Annotated in this window: 11 protein-coding genes and 3 tRNA genes; 8 read left to right on the forward strand and 6 right to left on the reverse strand. The window is 71.6% G+C overall.

The features are described 5' to 3' along the window. Positions 1–41: 41 nt before the first annotated feature. From ACFWE2_RS05770 to bcp, 4 genes are all read right to left on the reverse strand, one after another. Positions 42–1478, reverse strand: a complete 1437-nt coding sequence (locus tag ACFWE2_RS05770) for a hypothetical protein (RefSeq protein ID WP_377223257.1) — start codon at positions 1476–1478, stop codon at positions 42–44. 63 nt (positions 1479–1541) lie between these two features. Further along, a tRNA-Leu gene (locus tag ACFWE2_RS05775) sits at positions 1542–1623 on the reverse strand. A 34-nt stretch (positions 1624–1657) separates the two neighbouring features. Then, positions 1658–2869 (reverse strand): acyl-CoA dehydrogenase family protein, encoded by a 1212-nt coding sequence (locus tag ACFWE2_RS05780; RefSeq protein WP_377223258.1) that lies wholly within the window; start codon positions 2867–2869, stop codon positions 1658–1660. Next, positions 2869–3348 (reverse strand): thioredoxin-dependent thiol peroxidase, encoded by a 480-nt coding sequence (bcp, locus tag ACFWE2_RS05785; protein ID WP_377223259.1) that lies wholly within the window; start codon positions 3346–3348, stop codon positions 2869–2871. The genes ACFWE2_RS05780 and bcp overlap by 1 nt, the downstream gene beginning before the upstream one ends. Positions 3349–3496: 148 nt before the next feature. On the opposite strand from bcp, the gene ACFWE2_RS05790 reads away from it, so the two are divergent. The 5 genes from ACFWE2_RS05790 (at position 3497) to ACFWE2_RS05810 (ending at position 9082) form a co-directional block, all read left to right on the forward strand. Continuing rightward, positions 3497–3793, forward strand: coding sequence for a GroES family chaperonin (locus tag ACFWE2_RS05790; RefSeq protein WP_377223293.1), 297 nt, complete (start codon positions 3497–3499; stop codon positions 3791–3793). Positions 3794–3886: 93 nt separating this feature from the next. Next, positions 3887–3962: transfer RNA gene (locus ACFWE2_RS05795), tRNA-Lys, on the forward strand. 106 nt (positions 3963–4068) lie between these two features. After that, a tRNA-Lys gene (locus ACFWE2_RS05800) sits at positions 4069–4141 on the forward strand. Between the two features lie 244 nt (positions 4142–4385). Further along, positions 4386–7895 carry a metallophosphoesterase gene (locus tag ACFWE2_RS05805; protein ID WP_377223260.1) on the forward strand — a complete coding sequence of 1170 codons (3510 nt, stop codon included), beginning with the start codon at positions 4386–4388 and terminating at the stop codon, positions 7893–7895. Further along, positions 7892–9082, forward strand: a complete 1191-nt coding sequence (locus ACFWE2_RS05810; RefSeq protein WP_377223261.1) for a HupE/UreJ family protein — start codon at positions 7892–7894, stop codon at positions 9080–9082. The genes ACFWE2_RS05805 and ACFWE2_RS05810 overlap by 4 nt, the downstream gene beginning before the upstream one ends. On the opposite strand, the gene ACFWE2_RS05815 is transcribed toward ACFWE2_RS05810, so the two are convergent. Further along, positions 9079–10080, reverse strand: a complete 1002-nt coding sequence (locus tag ACFWE2_RS05815; RefSeq protein WP_377223262.1) for an alpha/beta fold hydrolase — start codon at positions 10078–10080, stop codon at positions 9079–9081. The two genes, ACFWE2_RS05810 and ACFWE2_RS05815, sit on opposite strands and share 4 nt — an antisense overlap. An 87-nt stretch (positions 10081–10167) precedes the next feature. Between ACFWE2_RS05815 and ACFWE2_RS05820 the strand changes: the two genes are divergently transcribed. Beyond that, entirely contained in the window at positions 10168–10767 is a 600-nt protein-coding gene (locus ACFWE2_RS05820; protein ID WP_377223263.1) for a TetR/AcrR family transcriptional regulator, read from the forward strand. A 12-nt stretch (positions 10768–10779) separates the two neighbouring features. Here the strand turns inward: ACFWE2_RS05820 and ACFWE2_RS05825 are convergent, their stop codons facing one another. Then, positions 10780–11070, reverse strand: coding sequence for a hypothetical protein (locus ACFWE2_RS05825; RefSeq protein ID WP_377223264.1), 291 nt, complete (start codon positions 11068–11070; stop codon positions 10780–10782). A gap of 192 nt (positions 11071–11262) precedes the next feature. Here ACFWE2_RS05825 and trmB point away from each other — a divergent pair, with 192 nt between their 5' ends. Together trmB and ACFWE2_RS05835 are read left to right on the forward strand one after the other, a co-directional pair. Next, positions 11263–12060 carry a tRNA (guanosine(46)-N7)-methyltransferase TrmB gene (trmB, locus tag ACFWE2_RS05830; protein WP_377223265.1) on the forward strand — a complete coding sequence of 266 codons (798 nt, stop codon included), beginning with the start codon at positions 11263–11265 and terminating at the stop codon, positions 12058–12060. A 219-nt stretch (positions 12061–12279) separates the two neighbouring features. Continuing rightward, positions 12280–12618: a DUF485 domain-containing protein gene (locus ACFWE2_RS05835; RefSeq protein ID WP_377223266.1), complete on the forward strand. Its 339-nt coding sequence runs from the start codon at positions 12280–12282 to the stop codon at positions 12616–12618. Positions 12619–12623 lie beyond the last annotated feature (5 nt).

The following is a 12623-nucleotide window of genomic DNA, read 5'->3' on the forward strand; positions in this document are numbered from 1 at the left end:
CCCGTGCCCGGGGACGACCGTCGCTGTCGTTCCGGCCTCCGTCACCGTCGCGCGTTCTGTCGCTTCGGCTTCGGCTTCGGCTTCGGCTTCGGCTCCGGTCTCGGTGTGAGTGACGGGCCCGTCGACGCCGGGTCCGGCCGCTTCTCGCCGTCCTCGCCCACCATCCGCGGTGCGGGCTTGACGGGCCAGCGCTCCACCACGCGGTTTCGTAGGTCGTAGCCGCGGGCGGAGACGGCGACGTCCCACACGAGGGCGAGGAGCACGAGGGCGGCCGAGATCGCGAGCGTGACCAGCGCCTGCGGTACGAAGCCGCCGAACGTCTCGTCCGCCTCGCCGTACAGCGTCGCGACGTCCGCCATCCCTCCGGTGCCGAGGCTGTACACCCCCCAGCCGAGCACAGCCCCCAGCGCGGCCAGCAGTGCAAGGGCCTGTACGAAGATCACCGGCTGATGGTCGGCGTACTTGCGCAGCAGGACACGAGGCGGGCGCGGGGCCGCGGGGTCCTCCAGCGCCTCGCGCAGGATCTCCTGCTCCCGCCGCTGCACGGCCGAGTCGGCGAAGAACCCCACGACCAGGAGCGCGACGGCCGCCACCATGAGGGCCGCGAAGACCCAGACGCCGGCGACGAGCACCACCTCGATGCCGTCCCCGTACTCCACGCGCGGACCGGGATCGGTCGTGGAGCGGAACGGGTGGGTGACGAACAGCCAGAGCTGCATGAGGCTGAACCCGAGCGCGAAGCACACGATGCCGACGTACTCCAACCAGGTCGCCCTGCGCCGCATGCGCTGAAGGTCCGCTGGGAGCGCCGTCGTGTCGTCGTCCTCGGCTCGCGCGGGGGCGGCTCGCCGCCAGGCGGCGTGCTCGTCGGCGGTGGACCAGTGCGCCGCGACCGCCAGGCGACGCCGGTGGTGCGCGGGGCGGCCCGCGAGCGCGAGCAGCACGAACGCGCCGCCGACCCCCGTGGTCACGAGGAAGCCCCACAGGATGGGCAGCTCGCTGCCGTTGACGGTGAAGGCCGCGATCACGGCCATCAGCAGGCCGATCCCGCCCACCAGGACGGCCATGACGAGGAACGCGAGGAACGGAGGCTGGGCCGTCAGCAGGTTGACCTGGCTCGGGTGCGGCACGGCCGTCCGGGGCGCACCCTCTGCGACCGCCCGGACGACGGCCCGCGAGGTGATCACCTCGCGCAGCGCGAGCAGGACGGTGGTCAGGACACCCGCACCCAGTGCGAGGACGAGCACCGGCATCATGGCGGCGCGCGCGAGCTGGTCGAGCGCGCCGCTCACGGCGGGTTCGTAGGCCAGCGCCTCCTCACCGACCAGCGCGACGGCCAAAAGGAGCACGAAGGCCGCCCCGATGCCGAGGAGGAAGGGGGCGAGCGCGTTGATCGCCGCGTTCACGACATTGCCCGCGAGTCCCACCGGGTACACCCGCCAGTGCGGCTGATCTGCTGCAGGTCGTTGTGTCGTCATGGCGCGGGCAGCCTATCCGTGCGGACGAGAAAGGGCCCGGCCAACGGCCGGGCCCTTCTCCGGTGCGCGAGGGGGGACTCGAACCCCCACGTCCGAAGACACCAGGACCTAAACCTGGCGCGGCTGCCAATTACGCCACTCGCGCGCGGCGCACAGTCTACGGGTAGCGAGCGCGCAGGTCAGCGGAACGCGGCGAGTCCCGTGATGTGTCGTCCGAGCACGAGCGTGTGGACCTCGTCGGTGCCCTCGTACGTGCGTACCGACTCCAGGTTGCCGGCGTGCCGCATCGGCGAGTGGTCCAGCGTGATCCCGTTGCCGCCCAGCACCGTGCGTGCCTCGCGGCAGACGTCGACGGCGATACGCGCGTTGTTGAGCTTGCCGGCCGAGATCATGTGCCCCTCCAGCCGCCCCGCATCCTTGAGCCGGCCGAGCCGCAGCGCCATGAGCTGCGCCTTGGTGATCTCCAGGGCCATGTCCACGAGCTTGGCCTGCGTGAGCTGGAAGCCCGCGATCGGCGTGCCGAACTGCTCGCGCCCCTTGGCGTAGGCCAGCGCGGCCTCGAACGCGTCCCGTGCGGCGCCGACGGTGCCCCACACGATGCCGTAACGCGCCTCGTCCAGGCAGGCGAACGGCCCCGCCAGGCCGGGGTGCTCCGGAAGCAGGGCGTCCGCCGGTACGCGGACGCCCTCCAGCGTGATGTCGCACTGCACGGACGCGCGCATCGAGAGCTTCGGCTCGATCGGCACCGCCGCGAACCCCGGCGTCGACGTCGGCACGATGAAGCCGCGCACCCGGTCCCGCTCGCCGCCGCCCTCCTGCGGCTCCGCCACCTTGGCCCAGATGATCGCGAGGTCCGCGAACGAGGCCATGCCGATCCACCGCTTGGCGCCGTCGAGCACCCACTCGCCGCCGGCGTCGCCGCCCTCGCTGCCCGGCACGAACCGGGCCCGCGTGGTCATGCTCGCCGGGTCCGAGCCGGCACCCGGCTCGGTGAGCCCGAAGCAGCCCACCACCTCGCCGGTCGCCATGCGGGGGAGCCACCGCTGCTTCTGTGCCTCGGAGCCGTGCTTGTGGATCGCCGACATCGCCAGCGAGCCCTGCACCGACACGAACGTGCGGATGCCGGAGTCGCCGGCCTCCAGCTCCTGCGCGGCCAGCCCGTACTCGACGGCGGAGCGGCCGGCGCAGCCGTACCCGTCCAGGTGCATGCCGAGGAGGCCGAGCTCGCCCAGCTCAGGTACCAGCTCCCGCGGGAAGTACGCGTCGGCGAACCAGCGGGCGATGTCCGGCCGGACGCGCCGGTCCACGAACTCGCGGACCCGGTCCCGGGTGGCCAGCTCGGCGTCGCTCAGCTCCGAGTCGAGGTCGAGCAGGTCGGCGGGTGAACTCATCAGTCGAGCCCGAGGACCTTGCGGATCCGGGCCACGTGGCCCGTCGCCCTCACGTTGTAGAAGGACTCGGCGACCGTCAGGTCCGGGTTCACCACGAAGGTGGAGCGGATGACGCCGACGTACGTCTTGCCGTAGTTCTGCTTCTCGCCCCAGGCGCCATACGCCTCCAGGGTCGCGTGGTCCTCGTCCGACGCGAGCGGGAACGTGAGCGCCTCGGACTCGGCGAACTTGGCCAGCTTGGCCACCTTGTCGGGCGAGATGCCCACGACGGCGTAGCCAGCGCCCAGCAGCGACGCCTCCGAGTCGCGGAAGTCGCACGCCTCCTTGGTGCAGCCCGGCGTCGCGGCGGCCGGGTAGAAGTAGACGATGACGCCCTTGTCGGTGCTCTTCGCCAGGTCGGCGAGGCTCACGGTGGAGCCGTCGGCGGTCGGGAGCGTGAAGTCGGGAGCCTTGTCCCCGGTCTCGAGACGTGTGGTCATGTCCGTAACGTTAGCCGCCTCGCGGGCCGACGGCGGTCCGTCCGGCGGGACCTGTGGACAACCCGCTCCGCCGGTCGCGTAGCGTTGTCCTGTGAGCACCCCCGCAGTGACGAACTCCGCCACGAAGCCCGGCACCCTCCCGATCCGCATGCTGCACGACCGGCTCCTGGTCGAGCCGGAGACGGAACCGGGGGAGCGGCACTCGACGGGCGGCCTGGTGATCCCGGCGACCGCCGTCGGGCCCAAGCGGCTCGCGTGGGCGACCGTCGTGGCCAAGGGTGAGCACGTGCGCCAGGTCGACGTCGGGGACCGCGTCCTCTACGACCCCGAGGAGCGCGCCGAGGTGGACCTGGCGGGCCGCGACTACGTGCTCCTGCGGGAGCGCGACGTGCACGGCGTCGCCGAACGGGACGAGGCGGACGGCTCGACCGGCCTGTACCTGTAGGCGGGGCGGTCTGTCGCGCAGTTCACAGGGCCGGGCTGCTCGTTCGGTTTCCGGTGACGGCGCAGGTCCTGGTAGTGTTTCTTCCCGTCGCAGGCGCCATTAGCTCAATTGGCAGAGCAGCTGACTCTTAATCAGCGGGTTCATGGTTCGAGTCCATGATGGCGCACCAGACGACGGTCCAGCAGGTCCCTCTCGAGGGCGTGTGCGAGGGTCGTCGTGAGGCGGAAGTAATGGTGCGCCAGAGGGTCCAAGCCCTGGTAATCTTTCCGTCGCAGGCGCCATTAGCTCAATTGGCAGAGCAGCTGACTCTTAATCAGCGGGTTCATGGTTCGAGTCCATGATGGCGCACAGCATCACGAAGGCCCCCACCGGTGGTGGGGGCCTTCGTCGTTCCCGGTGTCAGGAGCCCAGGACCTGGCGCTCAAGTTCACCCGGGTCCCGCGTGCTCGCTGACCTGCGGCTTCACCCAGCCCACTGGACAATTTGTCCGGTTGTTGCCTCCCGCACCCGTTCTGTTCACCCACCCGGTCCAGGTTGACCTCCGGGCGTGCTCAGGGCCGTCCACCTTTCACGGACCACAGGGAGGACGGCCATGCGGCCAGTCACCAGGAAACAGCGAGCTCGGCAGCAGGCCGGTCTCGTCGCGGCGGTCACGGCGGCCACGCTCGCCATGACGGGGTGGGTCGCGACGTCGTCGTCCGCCGCCCCCGCCCAGGCCGGCACCGCCCAGGCGGGTGCCACCGCGACGGCGCCGCACGAGCCGGCGGAACCGGCGCCGGGCGGTCCCGTCCTCACGCCCGAGGAGGGCGAGTTCCTCGAGGGGACCGTCCCGGTCGCGGCCGAACCCGTCGCGCCTGGTGACGACGTCGAACGCCTCACGGTCGACGGCGTCGACGTGCCGGGTGCCACCGAGACGCTGGGCACCTCGATCCTCGGCTACAACGTGGCGACGAACTCGACCGAGGCGCGCTACAAGAACTACGTGTCGGTGAACGGCTCGGAGCCGATCTACCTGCCGGACGCCGTGAGCAGGCGCGTCGAGCTGGAGATCCCCAACGAGTACCTCGTGACCGGCGAGAACACCGTCGAGGTGGTCGCCGGCACCATCAGCACCGACTGCGGCGTGAACCACGACGACTTCGTGCTCTCCGACTTCACGCTCGAGCCGCTCGGCGAGACCGCCGACGGCGAGGAGAACGAGTACACCTACGCGTTCGGCGACGGGAGCTGCGGCACCAACACGAGCCTCCTCCTGCGCGCCGAGCTGTCGTTCTTCGTGCAGGGCGACCCGCAGGGCACCACGGGGCTCAGCGCCGACCTCGACACGACGACCCTCGCGAACGGCGAGCACACCATCGAGGCACGCACGGCGGACGGCGACACGACGGCGCACCAGGTCCGCGTGAACAACGCGCCCGTCGGCGCCCCGCGTCTCACCCCGACCGACGGCACCCTCGCGAACGGCGCGGTCACCGCCATCGGCGCCCGCCCGGCGGACGGTGAGGGCGGCACCACCGAGCTCACCGTCGACGGCGAGGCGGTGGAGACCACGGCGACGCTCGGCTCCGGCGACGCCGCGTTCTCGTTCAACGTCGGGTCGAACGCCGTGGACGGCAACGCCGCGAACCTGCTGGTCGTCAACGGGATCGAGATGCCGCTGGGCGGCTCGTACGCGAGCCAGCGCGCGAACGTCGTCGTCCCGAACGAGTGGCTGCGGCCCGGCGAGAACGCCGTCAAGGTGGTCACCGGCACCTTCGCGGGCGACTGCAACCGCGACGACTTCACCATCTCCAACCTCGCGCTCACGCCCGCGGCGGGCACCGCGGCCGGCGTGGGGCTGAAGCCCTCCTACTCGATGGGCGACGGCACCTGCGGCTCGAGCGGCACCGCCCTGCGCGAGGTCACGGTGACCTTCGCCGTCGACGCCCCCGCACGCGGCCTGCGCGCCGACCTCGACACGGCCACGCTGCCCGACGGCGAGCACGAGCTCGCCGCCACCTCGACGACCGGCGAGCGGGCCACCCGCGCCCTGTTCACGGACAACACCGGCCCGGCCCTCGTGGCCGCGACGCCTGCCGACGGCGACCGGCTCACCACCGCCGTGCCCCTCGCGGTCTCGGTGGACGACGCCTCCGGCGTCGTGCAGGGCCCCGACGTCACGCTCGACGGCGAGGAGATCGCCGTGGGCGACCCGGTCGGACCCGGTCTCACCGCGGGCGGCCACACCATCGAGGTCTCCGCGACCGACGGACTCGGCAACGAGGTGACCCACGAGATCCCCTTCGTCAGCGCGGGGATCCCCGACGTGCCGGCCGACGTCGCACCGGCGTCGGGCACCTCGGACGTGGGCCGCACCGCGACGCTGCGCGCGACGGTGGCCGAGCCCGACGACGGCCGGGTCACCGCCACCTTCTCCAGCGCCGAGATCCTCACGCCGAGCCAGGCCTTCCAGGGCGAGGCGTCCGAGGTCCCGAGCACGCTGAGCGTGCGCGGCGAGAAGAGGCTGAGCACCCGGGCGCTGGAGCCGGGCGACGGCGAGTCCGCGGACTCGCCGGCGTCGGGCGACGTCACGTACCAGCGGTTCGACGTGCCGGTCCACGGCCGCGTCGAGGCGCCGGTGCTGCGCTGGGAGGGCACCGCCGACCCGGCGCGCCTGGTCAGCCTGCGGGCCTGGAACCCCGAGACGGAGGCCTGGGACGTCGTCGCCTCGGCGCGCGGCGCCGTCGACGCGGCTACCGTGCTGGAAGGCACCGTCACCAGCGACTACGTGCGGCGCGGCAAGGTGCACGCGATGGTCACCGGTGAGGACCCCTTCGCCGACGACATCGACCCCGGTGACCCGAACGGCTTCGCCGACCCGGCCGGGTACGACTTCTCGATGGTCCACTACACGGACACGCAGTACCTGACGGAAGGCGCCGTCGAGCAGGAGACCGCTGAGGAGCGCGCCGTCTGGGCCAAGGGCTACACGGGCGTCATGGACTGGATCGTCGACAACGCCGACGAGCGCAAGATCGCCTACGTCGCGCACACCGGCGACATCACCGAGAACAACATCCGGGCCATTCCGCCGGAGCTCGAGGAGCAGGTGGCGGGCGAGTTCGAGTTCGCCTCCGAGGCGCAGGGCCGGATCGACGCGGCGGGCATCCCGAACGGCGTCGTCGCGGGCAACCACGACAACCAGTCCGGCAAGAACCCCGAGCTGTTCGACGAGCACTTCGGGCCGGACCGGTACGAGGCGCTCGCCGAGGACTGGGAGAACGCGACGTACGGCGGGTCGATGACGCCGGGCTCGAACGAGAACCACTACGACCTGTTCTCCGCCGGCGGGCTCGACTTCGTGGTCGTCGGCCTGTCCTACGGCGTGACCAGGGACGAGGCGGAGTGGGCGGCGTCGATCTTCGACCGCTACTCCGACCGCAACGGCGTCCTGCTCACGCACGACTACCTGGAGCCGTCCACCTCGCCCGACGGGCGCGGGGCGAACTTCGGCGGGTCGGACGGGCCGCTGCTGTACAACCTGCTCGTCAAGGACAACCCGAACGTCTTCCTGGTGCTGGCCGGGCACCGGCACGGCGTGGGCACCAACGTGCGCCCGCCCGTCGTCGGCGACATCGGCGGCGGCGTGGTCGAGCTGCTCGCGGACTACCAGTTCTACACGGTGACCGCCGGCCAGCTCGGGCTCACCCAGATCGGCGGGTACGACCCGGCGGACCAGCTCCAGTTCGGCGCGTCGTTCTTCCGGATGCTGCAGTTCGACGTCGACCGCGGCGAGGTGTCCATCGACACCTACTCGCCGCTGCTCGGCGAGTTCGGTGCCACCGAGTACGACACCGAGCACCGGTACAACGGGCTGGAGGACAACATGGTGCTGCCCGTCGACCTGACCTCCCGCACGACGTCGTTCACGACCGACTCCGTGGTGCTGTACGACCCGGTGCAGCGGATCGGCAGCGACACCGTGTCCTCCGGCGAGGTCGCCTCGGTCCGGTGGACGGGCCTCAAGCCGGACCGCACCTACGCGTGGTTCGTCACGGCCCGCACCGCGGGTGGCGGTACGACGACGGCCCCGCCGTCGTACTTCACCACGGCACGGCGTTGAGACTCCCCTCTCTCCGGATCGGCCGCACCGTGGCCCTGGCGGGGCTGCTCGCAGTGCTGAGCAGCCCCGCCGTCGGGCCGGCCGCGTGGGCGCACGACGCGACGAGCGACGTCTACGCGGAGGTGGCTCCGGCGGCGTCGACCGGCGCTCAGGGTGGGCCCACGGCGGACGTGGCCGCCGTGCTCGACCTCGAGTACGACCTGCTCATGAAGTCCGCCTGGCTGCGGGCCGAGGCGTACGAGGCCACCGGCCGGGCGGACCAGCTCGCGCAGCTCGACGAGCACGATCGGGCTGTCGACGACTACGTGACCGGCCGGTTCGTCGTCACCTACGACGGCGAACCGTGCACCCCCTCGCTCGACGCCGTCGACGTGGTGGAGCGCGGGGACCGGCCCTACGCCTCCCTGACCTACACGTTCGTGTGCGACGGCGAGCCGGAGGGCGTGCACGAGGTCTCCAGCAACATCTTCCCGGACGCCGAGTCGTTCGTGCACTCGACCGAGACGATCATCCGGTACTCGCTCGACGAGGAGGAGGGCTCCGCCGTGCTGACCGCGGCGTCGCCCACGCTCACCACGGGCGAGTACCGCCTGATCAAGCAGGTGGGGGAGTTCTTCGTGCTGGGCGGCGAGCACCTGCTGTTCGGGCTCGACCACGTGCTGTTCCTGCTGGCGCTGCTGATCGGCGCCCGCAGGCTGCGCGACGTGGTGTGGACCGCCACGGCCTTCACCGTCGCGCACTCGGTGACGTTCCTGCTCGCGGCCCTCGGCGTGGTGTCGGTGCCGGCGATCGTGGTGGAGCCGGTGATCGCGGCATCGATAGCCGTGGTGGCGGCAGTGGACCTGTACCTGATCTGGCGGGGGCGCGCCCCCGCCGGGACCCGGGACGAGGTGACCGGCTGGGACCGCTGGCGGCTGCCCGTGGTGTTCGTGTTCGGCCTGGTGCACGGTGTCGGGTTCGCTGGCGCGCTGGGCATCGAGGCGGCGTGGTCGTGGACCCTGCTGTGGTCGCTGCTGTCGTTCAACGTGGGCATCGAGGCGGTGCAGCTCGCCATCATCGCAGTGGTGTTCCCCCTGCTGGTGCTGCTGCGCGTGCGGGCTCCCCGGGCCGCCCGCTGGGTGCTCGGGACGGCGACCGCGGGCATCGTGGCGGTAGCCCTCTACTGGGTGGTGGAACGCCTGGCCTAGGGATGCGCCGCCCAGAAGGTCTCCAGCTCCGCGTCCAGCGCCGGTGCCACCTGCATCGGGAGGGAGTGCGTGGTGTCGGGCCAGACCTTGACCTGGGCGTCCGGGATCAGCCTCGCCTTCTCCGCCCCCGCCTCGCCGCCGGCCAGCGGGGAGCCGCTCGCGATCCCCACGTAGACCGGCATGGGCAGGCTTTTCAGCTCCGTGTCGGTCAGCTGGACAGGGTTGGGCAGCCCTGACGAGCTGTAGCCCTCGGCGCCGACGTTGATCATCCGGGCGAGCGGGTCGTCGGGGTCGACCTCCTCGTTCTCGACCCCGCCGATCTCGTTCAGTGCCGCCTCCCGCCACGACTCCGGCAGGAACGTCAGCGAGACCGGGATGCTCGCGAGCACCACGGAGAGCGGCAGCGCGCTCAGGGTCAGCACCGGCTCGAGCAGGGTGAGGCTGGCCAGGCGGTCCGGATACCGCACGGCGACGGCGGCCGCGAGCCCGCCGCCCTGCGAGTGGCCCACCAGGTGCACCCGGTCGAGGTCGAGGCTCGCCATCGCCTCGTCCACCCAGCGCGCCGCGTCCCCGACGTCACGCAGGGGGACGGTCTGCTGGGACATGCCCGTGTCACCGATGACGTCGAAGGCGTAGACCGTGCGGTGCTCGATGTAGTGCGGCAGGTTGTCGCCCCACATCGGCGTCGCGGACGACCGCCCGGGCAGCAGGACGACCGGGGTGCCGTCCGGCCGCCCCTCGGGGATCCAGGTGTAGGCGCGCACCGTGCCGAAGGTCGTCTCGATGTCCTGGGTCCTGGTGGGCTCGGGCAGGCGGCCGAGCGCTTGTGCGTAGGCGTCCTCGTAGGCCTTGCGCGCCTCCGGCGTGCGGAAGTGGCCGATGCCGGGGCTGCTGGTCGCGAGGAGCAGCACCAGGCCGCTCGTCGAGACCGCGGCCAGGATCGCCAGCAGGACGACCGGCCACCGGCGGCGCCGGGGTCCGGTGTGGTTCTTGCGCATCGAAGGGGTCCTCTCGGAGGGCGGGTGTTTTGCAATGCGTTCGCATCGTAACACGTTACGATGCGAACGTATTGGTATCCTGAGCGCATGCCGAAAGTGGTCGATCACGAGGAACGTCGCTGGGAGATCGTCTACGCGCTCTGGCAGGTGATCGCGGAGCACGGGATCGAGGGCGTCAGCCTGCGTCATGTCGCGGCGGCCGCAGACGTCTCGATGGGCCGGATCCAGCACTACTTCGGCACCAAGGAGGCGCTCGTCCTGGCCGGGTGCACCGCGCTCGTCCAGAGCGCGCACGGCGGCTATCAGGAGACCGCCGAGGCGGCGCCGCGCGAGCGTCTGCTGCACGTGGTGAGCCAGCAGATCCCCCGGGACGACGCCGGCCGGATCGGTGTCAGCGTCTGGTACGCCTACGTGGCGAAGTCGATCAACCACTCCGCCGTCCGGCAGGTGCTGGCCGAGGCCCGGCGAGGGGCGGAGGAGGAGTGCGTGCGGCTGATCCAGGCCGATCGTGCCGGCCGTGCCGACGCTGCCCGCAGCGCCGCGGGTGACGACGGCGACCAGGCCGCCCTGGAGCAGGCCAGGCGCCTGCTGGCCCTGGCGGACGGCCTCACCCTGCGGGTCCTGGTCGGGGACCTCGAGCCGGGCGAGGCCGTGGCGATGCTCGAGTCCGAGGTGGGCCGGATCTGACCGTCCCGCGGATCAGTCGGGATCGGAAGGGCCGCGCAGCAGGTCACGGAAGAGGTCCTCGGACTGCCACGCGACCTCGGCGTCCCGCGCCACCCGGTCGGGCAGGGCGTGGCGCTCGCCCGGTTCGGCCCAGCCTCGGTCGCTCAGCAACCCACGCCGGATCCACTCGAGGACGAGCCTCGGGCCGTCGATGCCCCGCCGGTGTGCTGCCGCGGTGAGCCGTGCGAGGTCGGCGTCGGGCAGCTCGACGACGATCCGGCGCCCGTCGAGCTCGACGTGCGAGCAGGAGCCGCGGTCGGTCATGGGCGCCCGCACTGCTGCCGTACGTCGATGGTGGGTGCGGCGGCGAGCATGTTCGGTCCTGACTTCGCGGGGTGGTCCGGGGTGGTCCGGGCGTCCGTCCCCAGCCTGCCGCCCGCCGCCGCGAACCTGCCCGGCGAGTCCCGAATCCTTGCGGATACGCAACGCTCGGCCGCCACCTCGTACGCTCTACCCGTGAGCCACCCCGTACCTCCCCAGCCCGACGCCGCCCACCAGCCCGACGCCGCGGACCGGCCAGAACTGGCGGGGTTCCGGACCAAGCCGGTGTCGTTCGTGCGGCGGTCCGGCCGGCTCACGGACAAGCAGAAGCGGATGTGGGCCGCGCGCCACGGCGCCTACCTGGTCGACGTGCCCCGGGCGGTCGCACGCACCTCCGTGGACCCCGAGTTCGTGCTCGACGTCGAGGCGGTCTTCGGGCGCCGGGCCCCGCTCGTCGTCGAGATCGGCTCGGGCCTCGGTGACGCCGTGGTCGAGGCCGCCACCACCGACCCCGCACGCGACTACCTCGCCGTGGAGGTCTACCAGCCGGGCCTCGCGCACACGATCGCCCGCGCCGAGCGGGCCGGTGCGGCCCTCGGCCAGGACGGGCTGCACAACCTGCGGCTCGTCCAGGCCAACGCGGCGGAGCTGCTCGAGACGACGCTCCCGGCCGGGTCCGTCGACGAGCTGTGGGTCTTCTTCCCCGACCCCTGGCACAAGGCGCGCCACCACAAGCGCCGTCTGGTCACCGCGGAGTTCGCGGCGCTCGCGGCCCGCGTGCTGCGTCCGGGCGGGACGTTGCGCCTCGCGACCGACTGGGCGGAGTACGCCGAGCAGATGGTCGAGGTGCTGGAGGCGAGCGCCGACCTCACCAACGCGCACGGGCCCGGCGTCGTCGCCCCGCGGTTCGAGCGGCGTGTGCTCACCGGGTTCGAGCGCAAGGCGCACCGGGCCGGCCGGGAGATCGCCGACCTGGAGTACGTGCGGCGCTGATCCGGTGCCGAACGTGGCGTGATTCCCCACGGCCCTGACCTGTCCATTTTCGAGATCTCTACAGGGACTCCGCGAAATATAACGACTTGGTCAAGTCCGGAAATCCACCGTGTGATCTGTTTGCCCCCGGCATGTGAAGTGCGGCACATTGGGCCAAGGTGCGAAGTGCGCACCGGGTCGCGGGCTAGGCGCGCGCCCCCATGAGCCAATGGAGGCGTCATGAGTGACGTAGGGGCTTCAGGGCCCACGGAAACCGATTATCAGCGCGTGGAGAGATCGGAAGAGTTCCAGAGCCTCCGCAAGGCGTTCCGGAACTTCGTCTTCCCGATGACCGCGCTGTTCCTCGTCTGGTATCTCCTGTACGCGCTCATGAGCACGTACGCGCACGACTTCATGAGCATCCGCGTGGGTGGCAACGTCACCGTCGGTCTCGTCTTCGGGCTGCTGCAGTTCGTGTCCACCTTCGTGATCACCACGCTCTACGCGCGGTGGGCGAACAACAAGTTCGACGCCCGGGCCAAGGCCCTGCGCGAAGAGATCGAGGAGGGCGCGCTGTGAACGGG

It is taken from the genome of Promicromonospora sp. NPDC060271 (genome assembly GCF_042726755.1).
In the GTDB taxonomy this organism is placed as follows: Bacteria; Actinomycetota; Actinomycetes; order Actinomycetales; family Cellulomonadaceae; genus Promicromonospora.

Excerpts from the sequence above, each read along its gene's own strand:
- ACFWE2_RS05790 (WP_377223293.1), top strand. The coding sequence starts at position 3,497 with ATGCTGCACGACCGGCTCCTGGTCGAGCCGGAGACGGAACCGGGGGAG.
- bcp (WP_377223259.1), bottom strand. The coding sequence starts at position 3,348 with ATGACCACACGTCTCGAGACCGGGGACAAGGCTCCCGACTTCACGCTC.
- ACFWE2_RS05825 (WP_377223264.1), bottom strand. The coding sequence starts at position 11,070 with ATGACCGACCGCGGCTCCTGCTCGCACGTCGAGCTCGACGGGCGCCGG.
- ACFWE2_RS05780 (WP_377223258.1), bottom strand. The coding sequence starts at position 2,869 with ATGAGTTCACCCGCCGACCTGCTCGACCTCGACTCGGAGCTGAGCGAC.
- ACFWE2_RS05820 (WP_377223263.1), top strand. The coding sequence starts at position 10,168 with ATGCCGAAAGTGGTCGATCACGAGGAACGTCGCTGGGAGATCGTCTAC.
- ACFWE2_RS05835 (WP_377223266.1), top strand. The coding sequence starts at position 12,280 with ATGAGTGACGTAGGGGCTTCAGGGCCCACGGAAACCGATTATCAGCGC.
- ACFWE2_RS05770 (WP_377223257.1), bottom strand. The coding sequence starts at position 1,478 with ATGACGACACAACGACCTGCAGCAGATCAGCCGCACTGGCGGGTGTAC.
- ACFWE2_RS05815 (WP_377223262.1), bottom strand. The coding sequence starts at position 10,080 with ATGCGCAAGAACCACACCGGACCCCGGCGCCGCCGGTGGCCGGTCGTC.
- ACFWE2_RS05805 (WP_377223260.1), top strand. The coding sequence starts at position 4,386 with ATGCGGCCAGTCACCAGGAAACAGCGAGCTCGGCAGCAGGCCGGTCTC.